This is a genomic window from Vibrio vulnificus CMCP6 (genome assembly GCF_000039765.1).
Taxonomy (GTDB): Bacteria; Pseudomonadota; Gammaproteobacteria; order Enterobacterales; family Vibrionaceae; genus Vibrio; species Vibrio vulnificus_B.
Window position 1 is genome coordinate 73,716 of the sequence record NC_004460.2, and the last position, 18,464, is coordinate 92,179.

13 protein-coding genes are annotated in these 18,464 nt (G+C 44.4%); 12 read left to right on the forward strand and 1 reads right to left on the reverse strand.

Translation table 11 applies throughout. From position 1 onward, the window contains the following. Window positions 1-51: 51 nt before the first annotated feature. The 10 genes from VV1_RS15530 (at window position 52) to VV1_RS15575 (ending at window position 16,692) form a co-directional block, all read left to right on the forward strand. Window positions 52-972: a protoglobin domain-containing protein gene (locus tag VV1_RS15530; RefSeq protein WP_011081061.1), complete on the forward strand. Its 921-nt coding sequence runs from the start codon at window positions 52-54 to the stop codon at window positions 970-972. Window positions 973-974: 2 nt separating this feature from the next. Then, window positions 975-1,328, forward strand: a complete 354-nt coding sequence (locus VV1_RS15535; RefSeq protein ID WP_011081062.1) for an STAS domain-containing protein — start codon at window positions 975-977, stop codon at window positions 1,326-1,328. Between the two features lie 25 nt (window positions 1,329-1,353). Continuing rightward, entirely contained in the window at window positions 1,354-1,764 is a 411-nt protein-coding gene (locus VV1_RS15540; protein WP_011081063.1) for an anti-sigma regulatory factor, read from the forward strand. A 2-nt stretch (window positions 1,765-1,766) separates the two neighbouring features. Continuing rightward, entirely contained in the window at window positions 1,767-2,351 is a 585-nt protein-coding gene (locus VV1_RS15545) for a SpoIIE family protein phosphatase (RefSeq protein WP_011081064.1), read from the forward strand. Next, window positions 2,344-5,562, forward strand: coding sequence for a hybrid sensor histidine kinase/response regulator (locus tag VV1_RS15550; protein ID WP_011081065.1), 3,219 nt, complete (start codon window positions 2,344-2,346; stop codon window positions 5,560-5,562). Before VV1_RS15545 ends, VV1_RS15550 begins: the two co-directional genes overlap by 8 nt. Beyond that, on the forward strand, window positions 5,546-6,682 hold the full coding sequence (locus VV1_RS15555; RefSeq protein ID WP_011081066.1) for a response regulator: 1,137 nt from the start codon (window positions 5,546-5,548) through the stop codon (window positions 6,680-6,682). The genes VV1_RS15550 and VV1_RS15555 overlap by 17 nt, the downstream gene beginning before the upstream one ends. A 146-nt stretch (window positions 6,683-6,828) precedes the next feature. Continuing rightward, window positions 6,829-7,962: an exonuclease SbcCD subunit D gene (locus VV1_RS15560; protein ID WP_011081067.1), complete on the forward strand. Its 1,134-nt coding sequence runs from the start codon at window positions 6,829-6,831 to the stop codon at window positions 7,960-7,962. A gap of 8 nt (window positions 7,963-7,970) precedes the next feature. Further along, on the forward strand, window positions 7,971-11,036 hold the full coding sequence (locus VV1_RS15565) for an AAA family ATPase (RefSeq protein ID WP_011081068.1): 3,066 nt from the start codon (window positions 7,971-7,973) through the stop codon (window positions 11,034-11,036). Between the two features lie 423 nt (window positions 11,037-11,459). Continuing rightward, window positions 11,460-15,320 (forward strand): M6 family metalloprotease domain-containing protein, encoded by a 3,861-nt coding sequence (locus VV1_RS15570; protein WP_011081069.1) that lies wholly within the window; start codon window positions 11,460-11,462, stop codon window positions 15,318-15,320. 520 nt (window positions 15,321-15,840) lie between these two features. Then, window positions 15,841-16,692, forward strand: a complete 852-nt coding sequence (locus VV1_RS15575; protein ID WP_011081070.1) for a LysR family transcriptional regulator — start codon at window positions 15,841-15,843, stop codon at window positions 16,690-16,692. A 3-nt stretch (window positions 16,693-16,695) separates the two neighbouring features. Here the strand turns inward: VV1_RS15575 and VV1_RS15580 are convergent, their stop codons facing one another. Beyond that, window positions 16,696-17,136: an A24 family peptidase gene (locus VV1_RS15580; protein ID WP_040110663.1), complete on the reverse strand. Its 441-nt coding sequence runs from the start codon at window positions 17,134-17,136 to the stop codon at window positions 16,696-16,698. Between the two features lie 199 nt (window positions 17,137-17,335). Between VV1_RS15580 and VV1_RS15585 the strand changes: the two genes are divergently transcribed. Next, window positions 17,336-17,626 (forward strand): Flp family type IVb pilin, encoded by a 291-nt coding sequence (locus tag VV1_RS15585; protein WP_011081071.1) that lies wholly within the window; start codon window positions 17,336-17,338, stop codon window positions 17,624-17,626. 17 nt (window positions 17,627-17,643) lie between these two features. After that, window positions 17,644-18,462 (forward strand): hypothetical protein, encoded by an 819-nt coding sequence (locus VV1_RS15590; protein ID WP_011081072.1) that lies wholly within the window; start codon window positions 17,644-17,646, stop codon window positions 18,460-18,462. The last annotated feature ends 2 nt before the right edge of the window (window positions 18,463-18,464 follow it).

Below are 18,464 nucleotides of genomic sequence, written 5' to 3' on the forward strand. Positions count from 1 at the left end.
GCATTGGTCTATTATTGAAAAATACTGCATACAAAAGGTGGAGAAGCCGATATGTCACTGGGAAGTGTATTAAATAAAGTCGAAGATGCAGATGAACTTCTGAAACTTCATGATCTTACTGAAGCGGATTTAGCGCTGATTCGTAAATTTGGTCAAATAATGGTGCCCAAACTCGATGAGTACGTTAAGCACTTTTACGATTGGCTCAGAAACACCCCTGAATATGAGCAGTATTTCGGTGATGCGCAAAAGCTACAACGAGTTCAAGATTCGCAAGTTCGCTACTGGAAGACCTTCTTTGATGCCAGGATAGATTCGGCCTACCTCAAGGAAAGACGGGATGTTGGAGAGATTCATGCCCGTGTCGGCTTACCATTGCCAACTTATTTTGCCGGTATGAACATCTCGATGGTGATATTTACCAAAAGAATGTACGACGGCAGTTTATACAGTGACGAATACAGCTCATTGGTGACGGCATTTACCAAATTGTTGCATTTGGATACCACTATAGTAGTAGATACCTATTCGCGTTTAATTAATAAACGCATTTCTGAACAGAGCGAAGCGTTATTAGCGATGTCGACACCGGTGACGATGATTTGGCAGGATATTTTGATGTTGCCAATCGTCGGCATTATCGATTCAAAACGCGCTCAAGATATTATGTCCGCAGTACTTAATAAGATTTCGGAGAATAGAGCCAAAATTTTTATTATGGATATTTCTGGTGTTGCGGTCGTCGATACGGCGGTAGCCAACCACTTTATTAAAATCACGAAAGCAACAAAATTAATGGGTTGCGATTGTCTGGTCTCGGGCGTTTCGCCTTCTATCGCGCGTACTATGGTCCAACTGGGCATCAATGTTGGTGAGGTTCGTACCAATGCCACCTTGCGAGATGCGCTCGAAAATGCATTCAAAATTGTTGGGCTGACCGTGAGCGGTTTGAAACACTTTCCTCATGAGTAGTGATGACGATGCAAAGTGCAATTTCGATTTCCAAACTACAAGATGTGTTGATCGCGTCTGTTCAAGTTGATCTCACCGAAAGTACGCTGAGAGATTTCAGCCTTGATCTTTTAGATGCGGTGAAATCGACCAGAGCAAAAGGGGTCATGATAGAGCTATCGGGAGTAAAAACGCTGGATGGAGAAAGTATGCACCGCCTACTCGATGTCGTGAAAACCGTTGAAGTGATGGGGCGTCGCTGCTTACTCGTTGGACTTCGACCGGGGGTTGTGATTGGCCTTATGGACATCGGTATTGATCTTGCCTCAACTCTGTGTGTCGCCGATTTAGAGCAGGGGTTTCTTTATTTGGAATGATGATGGCTAGTTATGGAAACGCAATATGGTAGAAGTGGTCAGAAGCCTACAAACCTATTACATCGCATCAGAAACCGACGTGATGAGTGCGGTAATGGGATGTTACAACGTAGCGCGTGAATTGGGCTTTGACGAAGGCCGAGTCAGTGAAATCTCCACCTCGGTATCAGAGTTAGCAATGAACGTGGTGAAGTACGCAGAGTTTGGTCGGGTAGAGCTTTCCGAATTGACAAACGGCAAGGCAATTGGCTTGAGAATGACCGTACGAGATAAAGGGCCGGGGATCCACAACATTGAAGATGCGCTCAGTGATCACTACAGCACAGGGCACTCATTAGGGCTTGGTTTGCCAGGAGTGAAACGCATGATGGATAGCTTTGAATTGACAACTGAGTTAGAGAAAGGCACCACGATTGTTGCTGAGAAGTGGGTGTGACGATGGGATTTGACTTTGTTACTGTCAATGATCCTTGCAGCGGCGAATATGTCTCTGGCGATGGGGCTGTCATTCACGAATTTGAGCATGGGCTCTTGGTTGTCATTATTGATGTTCTAGGCCATGGTGAAAAAGCAGCGAAAACCGCAAGGGCAATGGAGTCATACATCAAAGAGCTCTGCTCCAGTGACATCGTGTGGTTGATGGAAAAAGTGCACGAACATTTTTTAACTTCTCAAGGTGCGGCAATGACAATGGTTTACTTCGATCGGTTAACGCACCAGCTCAAAGGGGTCGCGATTGGCAACACCTTGTTACGCCGTTGCGGAGAAGAGTGGCAATCGTATCACGCACAACCAGGAGTGGTCGGAGAATTGTTGCCAACACTAAAACCATTTCACGATGTCTTTAAAGATGGTGATACGTTTCTCTTTACCACCGATGGCATTAAGGAAAACATCGATCCAGAATCCTGCCGAAGCTTTCAATACCATTCCCTTGGTTCGTTTACGCATTTCTTAACCACCAATTTTGGTAAGTCCTACGATGATTCAACGGTAATTGCAGTTAGGTACTACTATGACTGAATCGATCTCTTTAACCTTGACCAACAATGAAAGTAGCCGTTTTTTGATTCGTCAGCGATTACTATCCATCCTGCAAGCCTTTGGCTATGATGCCTGTCGGTGTGACATTCATATGTTACGTCTCGGTGAGTTTGTGCGTATTACGCTCGCAGATATTCAACGTTTTACTTTGAGCTTTGAGCTAGATGACGACAGCTTGAAAGTCATTCTTGCCAGCTCAGAGCTCGATCCGCAAACTTGCTCATTCCCTGCTTGTGTTCATACATTTCAACGTGAGAAGGCCATCGGCGTCTCTATTCCCTCATTAATTCCACTGTCTGATGAGATCCTAAACCAACTGACACAGTTTTTGGCGAAGCCGAGCCGCGATGAGTTGATGTCGGAATTGAAAGCGAAAAACCAAGAATTAGCTGTGCATCAAGCCGGGCTAGAGAAAGAAATTGAGCTGCGTACCGCAGACCTTAAAGCCAGCGAAGAGCTGTCGCGCACGATTATTGATGGCGCACCGTCAAGCGTCGCTATTGTCGATGAATCCCTGTCTATTTCACTGTGGAACAGTACCGCGCAAAATGTTTATGGTTACAGCAGCGAAGAGGCGACAGGAGAGAACATTTTAACGTTGCTCAATATGAGTTTGCCTGATGCACTTTCGCATGTGCTTTCTGCCCCTTTGGCATTGCAAAATCAGCCTGATGTTGAGGGCGGGTTCTTCGAAGTGGAAACGACAACGAAAGAAGGGCACATGGTGCCGATCGATTTGGGGGTCTCCATCTTTGAGCTCAATGGGGCGTGCCATGCGGCACTGTTTCTGCGCGATGTCACCTCTAGAAAGGCGGTGGAAAAAGAACTCAATGACGCCAAAGCGAAAGCGGAAGAGGCGGTTGAAGTGAAATCGATGTTCTTGGCCAACATGAGCCATGAAATACGTACACCGATGAACGCCATCATCGGAATGTCGCACTTAGCGTTAAAAACCGATCTTACCCCCAAGCAGCATGATTATGTCTCCAAAATTCACAGTTCAGCGACGCTCTTACTTGGCATCATCAATGACATTCTCGACTTCAGTAAAATTGAAGCGGGTAAGTTAAGCATCGAAACAACGGAATTCTATCTCGACGACGTGTTTCATAACGTTTCGATGGTGACAGGACAGAAAGCATTTGAGAAAGGGTTAGAACTGATCTTTGACTTACCACGGGAGACGCCTCGATGTTTGCTCGGCGATCCGCTGCGTTTGGGGCAAATCATCATCAACTTAGTCAACAACTCGGTTAAGTTTACCGAGAAAGGTGAAATCACAGTCTCTGTACATCACATTAGAAATGTTGAAGATTTGGTGGAACTTGAATTTCGTATTTCGGATACCGGCATCGGTATGACGGACAAACAGATGAAAAGCCTCTTTACTGCCTTTACTCAAGCCGATGGCAGTACCACGCGAAAATATGGTGGGACGGGCTTAGGCCTCTCAATTTGCCGCCGACTAGTCGAGTTAATGGGCGGGCAAATTCGAGTCGAAAGTGAAGCGGGCAAAGGCAGCCATTTCATTTTCAATGTGCTGGTGAAAGCCGATCCAGCCAACAGCTCGGCACCAAGCATTGTGCCTCAGTCTCTGGAAAAAATACGCATTCTTGTGGTGGATGATAACGAGCATGCACTTGAAATTATGCAAGAGATGCTCAGTACTTTGCCCGGCAAAGTGGCGCTTGCCAACTCAGGTCAACAAGCGGTGGATTGCATACGGAAAGCATCGGAACAGCGTGAAAAGTTTGATTTGATTTTTATGGATTGGAACATGCCAGAAATGGACGGCATAGAAACCAGCCGTTTGATTCGAGAATCCTTCGCCAGCGAGTATCAACCGCAAATCGTTATTGTGACGGCCTATGACAAAGAAGACGTACTGGACGCAACCAATGATCTCGATATCGCGGGTTTTCTCTCTAAGCCGGTGGGGCAATCTTACCTTTTTGATCTGCTGGTTGAGTTGTTTGGTCGTGATAGAAATCCAACCACGCAGATTCGTAAGAAAGAGCTTCCCACTCATGACAGCAAAAATGATCTCAAAGGGCTGAAAGTCCTGCTCACGGAAGACAATGAAATCAATCAACAGATTGCTGTTGAGCTGATGGAAGGCAATGGTTTGCTGGTCACTGTGGCCAATAATGGCCAAGAAGCACTCGAACATTTAGAAGCCATGGAAAAAGGCGAGTCTCACTTTGATATCGTTTTCATGGACTTACAAATGCCCGTTATGGATGGTTATGAAGCTAGCCATCGAATTCGCGCTAACTCAAGTTACGATACCATTCCTCTTATCGCGATGACGGCCCATGCCATGGTAGAAGAGCGCGAACGTTGTTTAAACTTAGGGATGAATGATCATATTTCAAAACCGATTGACCCTGAGATATTGTTCAACACCATCCGGAAATGGTGTCCACGAACGCTAAACGAAAAAGATGAGTCGCCTGTCGATGTCGAACAATCGCAAACTCAACAGCTTGATTCATCCATCGAATCTGCTGCCACGCCTAAGTCGACAGAGAGAGCGGCAGCAGAGAAGCGGACACTAGAGACGTTGGAATCACTCGATTACAAGAATGGACTACTCAGAGTAGCGGGTAATCAAACGCTTTATCGCCGGCTCTTGTCACAGCTCATGGATAAAGAGATCTCCGCACCAGAAAGGCTCACCATTGCGCTGGATAAGCAAGACACTGAGCAAGCCATTATCATTGCTCACTCACTGAAAGGTTCGGCCTCCAATTTAGGCGCGATCCGATTGTCGGATATTGCTTCACGCTTGGAAATGGCGATACAACATGGCAAAGAAAGAGCGGAAATCGATAAGCTGAACAAGGAACTGGATGGATATCTAGAGCACTTTTTTCAGGATCTGGCGTTAGCATTAGGCAGACCCAAGCCAAGTAGCGATAAGCGACTGGAATTAAAAGATGAAGAGCTGATGATTATCCACACCCTAGATAGCCTGTTGGACAGTTTAGACGCTTATGCGATCGAGTTTCTTGACGAGCACTACGTGCTACTCAATACTTTACTAAAGTCTGAGGATTTTGAAGCGTGCTGCCGTTGTGTGAATGATTGTGATTTTGAGTCAGCGAGTAAATCACTGAGAAAGGCTGTGAGCATCTATCCTTTAGATCTTGGGAAGCTTTCGGGAGAGAAAAATGGAAGGGAATCGTGACACTGTGTTGGTGGTGGATGATAACTCTGAAAATCGTTCTCTACTTAACGGGTTGCTCAGCTCAACCTATCGAGTATTGATTGCCACCAATGGTATGCAGGCGATTTCTGCGTGCCAGTCTCACCTGCCGGATATTGTTCTTCTCGACATCATGATGCCAGAGATGGATGGCTATGAAGTGTGTCTTCAACTCAAAGCCGATCCCAGAACAGCGCACATTCCAATTATCTTTCTGACCGCAAAATCACAGATTGAAGATGAGCAAAAAGGTTTCGACGTCGGAGCGGTGGATTACATCTTAAAACCGATCAGCCCGCCAATTTTAATGTCTCGCGTTCGGAATCACCTTAAACTCAAACACGCGATGGAGGAGCTGGCGCAGCAAAATACTGTTCTGGAAGACAAAGTGAAGGCCAGAACTCATGAGCTGGAATCCTTGCAAGATGCCACCATTGGTGCGATGGCCTCTTTGGCAGAAACGCGTGACAATGAAACCGGCAATCACATTCGTCGGACTCAGCACTATATTCGTTTGTTGGGCGAGCAACTGATTCGAGAAGGGCTGTTTTTAGACCAACTCAACGAGAGCACGTTGGATGTATTGTATAAGTCTGCCCCTTTGCATGATATCGGCAAAGTCGGCATCCCTGATGAGGTATTGCTCAAACCCGGCAAGCTCACGGACGAGGAGTTTGAGATCATGAAAAGCCATACCGAGCTTGGTAAACTCGTGATCGAAACCGTGGAAGAGTCGATTGATTTTCAATGTGATTTCTTAATGTACGCCAAAGAAATTGCCTATTCTCACCAAGAAAAGTGGGATGGTTCTGGCTATCCACAGAAAATCAAAGGGGAGGCGATTCCGCTGAGTGCCCGTATGATGGCGATTGCCGACGTGTATGATGCGCTGATTTCTCATCGTGTCTACAAACCTGCATTTAGCCATGAAAAAGCGGTATCGATCATTTCAGAGGGCAAAGGAAGCCATTTTGACCCACGAATCGTTGATTCGTTTATGAACATTCATGAGCAATTTAGAGATGTCGCGGCAAGATTTAGCGATGACGAGCATCACCACCAAAACGCCGCTGAAATTACCCAGAAAACCAGTGCCAGATAACGTGAGTTTGTCAAAAGGAACTCATTGAATGTGATGGGTTTTGCTACTTATTTGCGCCTTGAGCAGCCATAGAATCTGCACGGTTTTGTGCTATCATGGCCAACAATATTCCACACTCTTCTCTCATTTGTTGGCAGTGACAATTCATGAAGTTCATCCATACCTCAGATTGGCATCTCGGACGCCAGTTTCACAACGTTTCACTCCTTGATGATCAACGCGTCGTGCTCGACCAGTTAGTCAATTATATTCGAAATCATCCCGTTGATGCCGTTGTTGTTGCTGGCGATATTTTTGATCGCTCGGTGCCTCCTACTGCGGCCATCGAATTGCTCGGCAAAACGATTGATGAAATTTGTGGTGAGCTTGATACACCGATGATCCTGATTCCAGGCAACCATGATGGTGCTGCGCGTTTGGGCTTTGGTGCCTCGCAAATGAAACCCTCAGGGCTGCATATCATTAGCCAGTTCTCACAAATGATCGAACCGGTTGTGCTTAAAAGTGAGAGGGCGGGCGAGGTGGCATTTTATGGCATGCCTTACAGCGATCCTGAACAAGTACGCGACGCATTTGGCGTGCTGGTGAGCAATTATGATGAGGCGCATCGCGTCTTGGTTGATGAAATTCGCCAGCATTTTGATCCCAAACAGCGTCAAGTGCTATTGAGCCACTGTTTTGTCGATGGGGCGCAGAGCAGTGAGTCGGAGCGTCCACTTTCCATCGGTGGATCTGACCGCGTTAGCTATGAGCATTTTTCCATTTTTGATTACGTCGCCTTAGGGCACCTGCACCAACCACAAAAGCGAGTGGAAGAACACATTCGTTATAGTGGTTCATTGATGAAATACAGTTTTTCTGAGCAGTTCCAGAAAAAAGGATTCATGTTAGTGGAGTTGGATGAAAACGGTTTTGTCTGCGCAGAGCATATTGCGCTCGATGCCCCTCATGACATGCGGGTGATTGAGGGCGAAATGAACGATATTCTCGAACAAGGTAAGCAAGATCCCAATTATCAGGACTATTTGCTTGTTCGCTTGCACGACAAACATGCCATTTTAAACCCGATGGAAAAGTTACGAGCGGTCTATCCCAATGTTCTTCATTTAGAAAAACCAGGGATGTTAATGAACGTAGAGCAAGGGTTATCGCAAGCTAAATTGGCTCGTAGCGAAGTTGACATGTTTCGTGATTTCTTTGCACAAGCGCAGGACAACCCACTGAGCGAAACGCAAGATGCCGCGATTTGCCAGCTCATTCAACAATTGACCAAGTCTTAGGAATCGCGATGAAACCACTCAAACTTACCATGCAGGCGTTTGGTCCATTTGCTGAACGTGAAGTTATTGATTTTACCCAACTGGGTGAAAACCCACTGTTTCTAATTAATGGGCCCACAGGTTCGGGAAAAACCTCTATCTTGGATGCGATCAGTTTCGCCCTTTATGGCGAAACCACAGGCAATGAGCGCCAAGGTATGCAGATGCGTTCAGATTTGGCCTCTATCCATCTAGCCACGGAAGTGACGTTAGAGTTTCTGCTACACGGAAAACGCTATAAGGTGATTCGCCTGCCTGAGCAAGAGGCGGCAAAAGCGCGCGGTGAAGGCACCACCACCAAAAAACACACTGCCGCGCTTTATCTTTGCCAAGATGACGAAGAGCTGATCACCAGCAAAACGGCTGAAGTGAAAACGCGAGTGACGGAATTGATTGGCTTGAACGAAACGCAGTTTCGCCAAGTCATGGTGTTGCCACAGGGAAAATTCCGCGATTTGCTGCTGGCGAGTTCCAAAGATCGTGAAGAGATTTTTGGCCAACTGTTCCAAACCGAAATTTACAAACGCATTGAATGGGCGCTAAAAGACAAAGCCAATGCGATTAGTAAAGCCAAAGAAGAGTTTGATAACCAAATTCGTGGGGCGCTAGAGGTGGCGGATGTCAGTGATGAGCAGGCGCTCAAAGAGGCGCTTGCAGACAAAAAAACGCAACTGATGCAGTGGCAAGAGACAGAGAAACACGCTCTCGAGCGTTACAATTCGGCCAAGCAATCCCTTTCCACGGCTAAGGCTCTGGTGGAGGATTTTAATAAACTGGCTTTGGCCAAAACGAATTTAGATGCCCATTTGGCGAAAAATGATCAGATGTTTCACTTGGCGCAAAAGCTGGAACAAGCACGACAAGCTCAGCAGCTTGACGCACCGTATCGCCAGTGGAAAAACGCACTCAATGATGTTCATGCTCAGCAAGGCAAAATTGACGAGCTTAACGCATCATTAAACATACTGTTGTTGCAGAGCAATGAGCTGGAACAACAGTGTTTGCAGGCGCAGAAAAATGCCGAACAAATTCCTCAGCTACAACAGCGAACGTATGAATTAGAGACGGTTAAAAGCAAGCTGGTGGAAAAAGCCCAGTTTGAACAAGAGATCATTCGTCTTGAAGAAGAAGTACAGAAATTTGCTCATCAATTAAAACGCGTGCAAGAACATAAAGTCGTGATGCAGCAGGAACTGACGTCCGCCATTGAAGCGTTTGAAAAGGCAAAGCAGCAAGCGGCAGAGATACCGAGACTTGAAGCGCGAGAGAGTGAGCTTAAGCGTCAGATCAGTGACTATGAACAATACCAGAATCTGAATACAGCGCTGCAGAATTTACTCACACAAACTGAACAAAAAGAGCAGTTACATCAGCAAGCCAAGCAGCATTGGCTCAACGCCCAACAGTCTGCGGATAGCATAGAACTGAGTTGGCATAATGGCCAAGCCGCTATTTTGGCTCAGCGCCTTCATCAAGGGGAAGCTTGCCCAGTTTGTGGTAGCCTCGAACACCCGCAAAAAGCGCAGTTTGTCGGTGAGCCTGTGCATAAACAGCAAGTAGAACAGGCCCGTGAGCAAGAAAAAACCGCTCTCGCACAGCTCAATCAACATCACCAAGAGCTGGAGCTGCACCTTGCACAAGTTAAGCAACAGCAGAAAGCGATTGAGGAAAAAGCAACACAACTCGGTGAGCTGCTTAACAGCCCGTTAGAAACCTTGCAGGCGCAAGCTCTTGAAATCCATCACACACTCAAACAGCTGCAAGGGTTGGATCTCGCTCAGCAAGAAAGTCATGTTAAACAACTGACCGAGCGTTGTGCGAAGGGCGAGGAGATGGAAAAAGAACTCGCTCAGCAACATATTTCTAGCAGAGCAACGTTGAAAGAAAAAACGCAACAGTTGGCGAAGTTCAGCCAACAAATTGCCGCACAATTTAGCCATGTAGCCCAAGTTGAGCTGGAAATTGCGCAGCTCAAGCAACAAACGACGGCTTTACAAACGGCAAAAGAGACGAGCCAAAAGCGTTTTGATGAGATTCAACAAACGCTTGCCGCGCGTCAAAGTGAAGTTAAGGCACACGGTGAGATGTTGCTGCAGACTCAGCAGCGCAGTGAACAAAACCAAACTGCATGGTTGGAGGCGTTGTCTGCATCGTCATTTGACGATGAACCGCACTATTTGGCGTTGCGTGTCGAGCCAGAACAGATCGAACAATGGAAACGTGAGATTGAGCAACATCAACAGCAGGCGACACGTTTAGAGCAGAGTTATCACGACCTTAAAGAGCGTTTGAAAGATCAGCAAGCACCCGAGCTTGAGCAATTAGAGCTGTTGGTGACAACGACAGAACAGCAGTATCAACAGAACAAAAATGAGTTGGATGCGGTGCGTTCACTGGTGGCGAAGCTTGAGACCGTGCAAGCGAAGATTGCTGAACTGCACACGCATAATCATCGCCTTGAAGAAGAGTACAAGGTTTTTGGCACACTCTACGATGTGGCAAGCGGCAAAACAGGCAGTCGCATTAGCTTGCACCGTTTTGTGTTAGGGGTGTTGCTGGATGATGTACTGATTCAAGCTTCGCATCGTTTGGCATTAATGAGCAAAGGTCGCTACCAGTTAACGCGAAAAACCGAAGGGTTTAAGGGCACGGCGGGTCGCGGGCTCGATCTGATTGTGGAAGACAGCTACACCGGAAAATCGCGTGATGTCGCCACACTCTCAGGTGGTGAATCGTTCATGGCCGCACTTTCCCTAGCACTGGGTTTATCGGATGTTGTTCAGTCATACAGTGGTGGCATTCGTTTAGAGACTTTGTTTATTGATGAAGGCTTTGGTAGCTTGGATCCTGAATCCCTTGATCTTGCGATTCAAACCTTGGTGGAGTTGCAGCAAACAGGCCGGATGATCGGGGTGATTTCCCATGTGTCAGAGTTGAAAGAACAAATGCAACAACGGATTGACGTGATACCGTCGCGAGTGGGCTCTTCGATTCGCCTTAAGTCCGCTTTTGCCGCTAATGCCTCAACAAGTTGAGGTGGTAAGTGGGTGATAGCACATAGCCAGACGATCCGTTTGGGAGAAATGTGCAGAGCAAATATTGCAGTATAAACAGACAGAATCACCTCGTGAGTTGAGACCAACGATCGAGGCGATTTATTTTCCCCATAACTTTCTTTTATCGACTTATAAATTTAAGTCGATAATCAGTACTTCATTTTTATTGTCAGCATCAATTTTGGGTAGGCTTCTGATTTATTTACCTTCTTAATTTTCTAAGCTTATTGTCCGGACGCGATATTGTTCATTATCCTATTGATCTTTATTGTATTTTCATTTGATTGTCATAAAGGGGTGAAAGTATAACTTTAATTTATATTATGAATCCAAATGCTAATTGGTAATTAATTGGTCTGGTTGATATTTTGCCTCTATTATTGTCAATAATAAGGCGGGATAATGTCTTTAAAAATAAAAAAAGCGAAAATCGGAATCGCTATATCAAGTTTGCTCTCCTCCATCTCACTTAATGCGACTACTTTGCCGTCTCCGGATTGGCATGAGTTTACCATGAGTGATGGATCGGTACGTGAAATGCGTTTAATGGGGAATCAAGCGTTAGCGTGGTACCAAGACCGTGAAGGCACCATTTATCTCTATCAAGGTGATACTTGGTACTACGGTAAATACGCAGAATTTGATGGTGAGGGCAGAGTGGTTTCAACCGATGTTGTTGTTACTCAAGCTTCGCAAAGTCCAGCGGCATCTAATTCATCACTTCACCCAGTAAAACCAGCTCGAATTAGCTTTGATGAAGGGTATTCATCAGACATCAACACAACGGAGCACCATGCTGTTGCTTTACGAATCCGTCAAGCAGATCAACCTGTTACTCAACCTTTGCTTGTGGTTCAAGTCAGCTTTAATGATGAAGTGATGGTCAATGACTTTACTAACCGAATTTTTGGTCAGGATGGGCAAAGCGTTAGAGATTACTTTCTCAAAAACAGTTACAACAAGTACGTTGTTACTCCAGCACGAGAAACGCAAGGTACCGCGAATGATGGGGTGATTAACATTTCATTAGATATGGCGCATCCTGATTGTCACTCCAAAGAGGACAATACTTGTACCACTAGACAACGTGCCATTTTTACGGCGGCTTATGCCGAGCTTGATCAGTATATTGACCTGTCCACATATGACAGCAATGGTGATGGTTTTATCAAGCCCTCAGAACTCTCGGTGATGTTTGTGTTTGCGGGTTACGATGCTGCCGCTGGCGGTAATCGTCGACCTTACATTTGGCCTCATAAGTTTGCCCATAACAATGAAACCATCGATGGTGTCACCATCAATGCGTATTGCTTGTTTGCTGATTTTCAAGGCGACCACCAGTCAACAATGGGCGTTATTGCTCACGAACTCGGTCATTTGATGTTGGGTCTTCCAGATTTGTATTCTTATGAGCATGACGGTTCGATAGGTCATTGGGGTCTGATGGGCGGTGGTTCATGGGGCCGCAAACCTGGCGACCTTTATTCTGGCGACACGCCGGTCAATATGACAGCATGGAGCAAAGAAGCATCAGGCTTCTTGGAGCCAGATGTTTTAAACAGTAACCAAAGTTATACCGTCAACACCTCTCAAGGTGAAAGCGTCATCTATCTTGATCCTTACCTACAGAAAATGGGGCCAAGACTCTACTTGCAAAACCGCCGAAAAGTCGACTACGACAGAGCATTGCAAGGAGAAGGCCTGTTGGCGACCTCTGTGGTGATTGACAACAAGTTCAACAGTACTGGTCCAATGCAGGTGCAAATATTCCAAGCGGACGGGCTAGATGAACTAAACGCAGGAGGCTGGAGTGACAATGGTGATGTTTTCCCAGGCAGCAGTAATGTCACCTTACTTTCTGATGACTCAACGCCTTCATTAAGGTTGAACACAGCTGGGCGCAATACCGGCATCACTATCAGTGACATTGTCAGTACGAATCAGCATTCAACGTTGACACTGCAATTGCCGGATCAGCGTGGCAAACATGCATGGATGACCTCATTTGCACGTCAATATACGCAATATGATCGCCGAATTAATGCACTCGGCTTTGCGGTGGATGTGCATTTTGAAAACACCTCATTAGATGGCATCCATTTTTATGCGCAGAAAAGTGATCAGACACAGCCTATGGAATATAAGGTGACCAAATACCCTTATCAAACCAACTGGCGTGGAGATGTGACCTTTAAGGCGGAAGATGGCGTTGAAATTGCTCGTGGGCAACTGAATTCCGATGGTGGACGGGCGATGTTCCCACAACCATTCGCACTGACACAAGAGCGTCACCTCATTGTGGTTGAGCTAACTAATGCAATTCCCGAATTTTCAACTTCTTATTACGATGCTTATCTCAGCGATGGCATTCGCAAAGAACAGTTCTACGCCGACAATACCACGTTACAAGGTGGCCGAATGAACAGCTCGCGAGGTCGAAACTTCCCGTTTGCAGCTCTACTACAAACCCAAGTTAACCCGCTTCCTCAAGCTCTGGACGATCAATTCCAAGTTACCCAAGGCCAGAGTATACAGCTCAACTTAATGAACAATGATACCAACTTAATGCCTGGCCACAGTTTTCAGGTTGAGCTCATGACTCAGCCAAGCAAAGGCACCGTGAACGGAAAAGAGTATCAAGCTGATTTAGGAGCTGAAGGCGTCGATGAGTTCCAATATCGTTTGCGCGACAGTGAAGGAAACGTAAGTAACACAGCAAAAGTATCTGTTACTGTATTGGCGATTAACAAACCCCCGGTGATTTCGGCCAAAGTGGTTAATGACGTCGTGTACGTTGGAGGACTCGTTGAGCTGAGTGTTGACAAAGTGGAGGACGAAGATTCCAAAGCGTTTAGTTACCAATGGCAGCAAATTTCTGGTCCAAAAGTGACGCTACGTAATGGCCAACAGAAAACCAGCAGTTTTGTGGTTCCTGAAGGTGTGACAGCGAGTGATGTCATGCACTTCAAGGTCACTGTGACTGATGACGCCCAAAATGAAGTCAGCCAAAACGTAGAAGTGAAGGTGAATAACCATCAGCCTGAAGCACAAAATGATCACGGCCAAATAAAAGCAGGGGAAGTAAACCGCTTTAGAGTGTTGGACAACGATATTGAGAAAGATGGAGAGACGCTCACTTTAACTCGGATCGTCTCTCAGCAAGGACTGGGTAAAGCGAGCCTCTCAGGAAATGAAATTGAATTCAGCGCACCAGCGACTTTCGGCAGTGAAACAAGCACAACGGTGACGTATGAGATCAAAGACCCTCAAGGACTGATGTCTCAAGCAACACTGATCATTCAGTTTGTTAAACCGAAGACTTTAGTGATCGACAACATCACACTTGAGGGACGTGAAGATGAAAGTGTTATCCTCAATTTGCAGCAATTAGCAGGCAAAGGTGGAGAGGTTAAGATTGTTGAACTGCCGAAAAATGGACTGATTCACAATGGCCAATATGTACCTCAAGCGAACTTTGCTGGCAAAGATAGTTTCACGTTCCAAGTGACGAATGCCGAGGGGACAACTTCAAATATTGCAACGGTTTCAATCAATATTCTGCCGGTCAACGACTTACACACTTTTAGTGTTAAAGCCTCTAAGTTGCAAGTCAGTGCGGACGAGCGTATTGAACTGTCGGTTGTGCAATTAAAAGACATTGATTCCAGCAACCACCAGTTCAATTGGAAACAAGTCTCTGGGCGCAAAGCGACAATACTTAATGCGGATAAGTCGGTTGCAATCGTTGTGATTCCTTCTCAATCCGTTGGCAATGAAAAGCTTGTGTTCAGTGCAACGGTTCGTGACGAACAAGGAGAGGCGGTTACTCATAGTTTGACATTAACGGTACATGCCACGACGCCTAGTGTGAAGCAGGGCAAACTTAAGCTCAAGTTTGGTAACTCACTGAATGTGAAGCCTCTTGAATCTGAATACAAAGGGAAGTTCCAACTGCGTATTACGCGCCCAGCAGAACATGGTGAAGTGCAAATTGTGAATCAGGAATTGATTTATCAAGCTCCGTCTCAAACAGCATTAACCATGATCGACAGATTCAACTATGAAGTTCTTTTTGATAACGGAGAGAGCAAGCAGGGATGGTTTGAAATAGAGTTGTCACCAACCAGCACGATTTCTGGTCAAAATGATGATGCAGACAACCCACCAACAGGAGATTCAGGTGGTGAAGATGCGGGTTCTCTAGGCTTTGGATCGGCATGGCTAATGGCATTCGTTTTACTGTGGCGTAGAAGAAATAGCTAGGAAACCAGACATTCGGCAGTTCCCACTAACAGCAAAAGAAGAGGTGATTCACCTCTTCTTTATTGTCTGTTCAAAATAAAATCAACTGTAAACTTCGGCGATAATGCATTGAAATCCTTATTGTTTGCTGCGAAATATCTTGAACATCTCATTCATGAGAAAATTTCAGCTGTCAAGTTTATTTAGGGTATGACGTGCTAACTATCAGAATGAAGTTTTGTATGTGACCGTTGTCACATATTCATCAGTCGGTTTGCATAAAGATTAATTCACAGTTCGAATAAATGCCTCATGATGATAATACTGCTCTTCCCATATGGGTTCAGGCTTGAGGAGAATTTTATTTACAATTTTATTACAAAGAAAAATACATCATATAAGCTGTGTTTATAGTTGCATAAACAATAGTTTTTTGTAACTCGCGTAGCGTATTGATATTTTTGTCTTGATTTTAAAAATCAGAAATACCAAGTACACAAAAAAACTATAAAACTGGGTAACATCAAGGTAGATAGCTGTCATGAAAACCGTTCATAGAATGATCGACGTAAAATATCTTCGGACATTTTCACAGGTTGCAAAACACAAAAGCTTTACAGCTGCAGCCGAGTCACTATTTATGACTCAGCCCGCTGTGTCGCAGCATATCAAAAAGATCGAAAATACAATTGGGGCTAGTATTTTTGTTAGAAAAGAGGGATTTGGGCTTACGAAACACGGTAAGGTGTTATTGGAATATGCGGATCAAACAATGTCCATGTATGAAAAGCTATTCAAAGATTTAGAAAAAGTGGATACGAGAGAGCAATATAACATTGCGATTGCAGATTCGTTCTGTCCTATTCTCGTAGAAAAAGTCGTGAGCGAATTTCGTGCACTGAATAATACAGACTTAGCGATCACCAGTTTTAGTACAACGTCTACGATCGATATCGCTAACTTCGATGTAATATTCAGTCTCAATCGATTGAGCTCAGAAAATGGTAATTCTTATCAGCTAAGATCATCAAGTTATGTAATTAGTCACACAGCATGTATAGACTTATATGAGTGCTATCCGTTCCGAGTGGTTTATTGCAACTCCTTGTCGAAAACCTTGGTTCAAGAATTACTGAAAGAGAACAAAATTGATACGCGGTTTGTCTCAAGTTGGGTAAGCACGAGTTCTGCAAGACTGATGAACAAAGAGTTGGAAAACCATGGCACCATCATGGTTTGTCCAGACTGGTCAGTTAGAGAGCCTAACTACAAGAAGATTCCTACTAGCCAACAGGTCAATATGAATGTGGGGTTTAGCGAAGGGATGTCTGATGAGTTAGACAAAATTGGCTTAAAGGCGAAACTCAACGATCTTTTTGAACAGCATCATTAACAGCTATCTGAGGACCAACAAGCTTAATAGCATAAACAAACAGCATGATGCAGAAATAGGTATTCCGTAAGGGATGCCTATTTTTTTTATCTCCTTTTTGGCAATCAAGCAATACACATAAACACCTATTACAGTGATTCCACCAAATAAGCCGATATAGCAAATGGCTTCAATTGCATAGTCGGGTTTTACGCCCACCATCATGACTGGAAAGTATTTTGCGTCACCACCACCCCAAAATCCTAATAGCCATAATATAAAACTGAATGCAAAGCATAATGTTGCAATTAAAAAGGAGTGTAATAAATAACCATTTAGAAAAGCAAAAATAAAGCAACAAAGAAAAGTAAAAACAACGGTGTGGTTCGATATGACGCGAGATTTGGCATCAGTAAATGATGCGTAGAGTGCTGTAAAAAATATTAATGTTATGGCGAGTTGCATAAATGTTTCCAAAAATAAAGCCTATTTTATATTAGTTTGCACTTTCTTAGTAACTATTATATTTATAGTGTCATAATGCTTTTTTATCATAACTTTGTATTATGGATATATAAATCTTATTCATTGGCGTTTGTTATTCCATTAGTTTAATTTGTCTTCACCCCATAACGACACATTTTAAAGTTAATAAGAGGATAGTATGTTTAACAAAGTTATGACAAAAGCGATTGAGTGGAAATTAAACTTCAATGAAAGTATCTGTAAACTAAAAGAAGATGATCGTGCTGTAACGGCAGTAGAATATGCGATTATTGCCGTTGCTATGTCTGCCGTTTTATTAGCGATTTTCAAGAATGGTACTTTGACTGGTGCAATTACTGATGCGATGGATAGTGTTTCAAGTGCTATTTCTGCAGAAAATGGTGGTACTGGTGGTACTGGTGGTACTGGTGGTACTGGTGGTACTGGTGGTGGTGCAGCTGGCAGTTAATTACTTCCCAATATTGAATGGAGGGAAACCTCCATTTTTCTCTTATTAAAAAAGACAAAATAATGAATAGAGCCGTTATCATTCTTTTCCTTTCCCTTGCAATATTCAGCACGCTGTTTTTTCTTATGGGTGATATGTTTGAAACTGAAGAAGTTGTCGCAGCAGAACCTGTAATAGAGCCCACGGTAGTCTTACTTGAATTGACTCAAGGTGTTGAAAAATCTGGGATTGTATCTAAGTCTGTGTACAAGGAAATTGAAGTAAAACTATCTGAAGCACACAGCAACCGACACGCATTAAAGAACGAACTGAATATTCAACCAGGTGCGCTTTTTAACCGACCGTTACTCAAAGGAACCATATTGTCGAACGATGTGATCAGTAACCCTGGTGATCGTGATTATATGTTCTTGTCTCTAAAAAAAGATGAAGTGCCTTATTATTACGAACCATCCAGTTCAAATATTATTGAGAATATCACTTTGCAACCAGGTGACAGCGTCAGTTTTGTTTCCACTACATCATCAAGATCTAATTTACTAGAAACTGGTTATAAAGATATTGGACATCTCGTTAGTAAAATCATTATTAGCGATGCAAAGGTCATACAAGTCATTAAGTCAGAGAGAAATGTAAATACTACAAAAGCTTCTGAGTCGCAAAATAGTTTGGTCATTGCGTTGAAAGTACCGCAGGTATTGAAGCTAGAAATGGCACAAAAGATTGGTGATATCAGTATTGTTCCTTCCAGCGTAGCTAAGCGTTACCTATCGATTCGCAGTAGCGATATTCTGGAAGATCAATTTGGCGTTAGAGAATTACGTGGTAAGGAATAAAA

Coding starts and splice junctions, on each gene's coding strand:
- VV1_RS15530 (WP_011081061.1), top strand. CDS start 52: ATGTCACTGGGAAGTGTATTAAATAAAGTCGAAGATGCAGATGAACTT.
- VV1_RS15535 (WP_011081062.1), top strand. CDS start 975: ATGACGATGCAAAGTGCAATTTCGATTTCCAAACTACAAGATGTGTTG.
- VV1_RS15540 (WP_011081063.1), top strand. CDS start 1,354: ATGGTAGAAGTGGTCAGAAGCCTACAAACCTATTACATCGCATCAGAA.
- VV1_RS15545 (WP_011081064.1), top strand. CDS start 1,767: ATGGGATTTGACTTTGTTACTGTCAATGATCCTTGCAGCGGCGAATAT.
- VV1_RS15550 (WP_011081065.1), top strand. CDS start 2,344: ATGACTGAATCGATCTCTTTAACCTTGACCAACAATGAAAGTAGCCGT.
- VV1_RS15555 (WP_011081066.1), top strand. CDS start 5,546: ATGGAAGGGAATCGTGACACTGTGTTGGTGGTGGATGATAACTCTGAA.
- VV1_RS15560 (WP_011081067.1), top strand. CDS start 6,829: ATGAAGTTCATCCATACCTCAGATTGGCATCTCGGACGCCAGTTTCAC.
- VV1_RS15565 (WP_011081068.1), top strand. CDS start 7,971: ATGAAACCACTCAAACTTACCATGCAGGCGTTTGGTCCATTTGCTGAA.
- VV1_RS15570 (WP_011081069.1), top strand. CDS start 11,460: ATGTCTTTAAAAATAAAAAAAGCGAAAATCGGAATCGCTATATCAAGT.
- VV1_RS15575 (WP_011081070.1), top strand. CDS start 15,841: ATGAAAACCGTTCATAGAATGATCGACGTAAAATATCTTCGGACATTT.
- VV1_RS15580 (WP_040110663.1), bottom strand. CDS start 17,136: ATGCAACTCGCCATAACATTAATATTTTTTACAGCACTCTACGCATCA.
- VV1_RS15585 (WP_011081071.1), top strand. CDS start 17,336: ATGTTTAACAAAGTTATGACAAAAGCGATTGAGTGGAAATTAAACTTC.
- VV1_RS15590 (WP_011081072.1), top strand. CDS start 17,644: ATGGAGGGAAACCTCCATTTTTCTCTTATTAAAAAAGACAAAATAATG.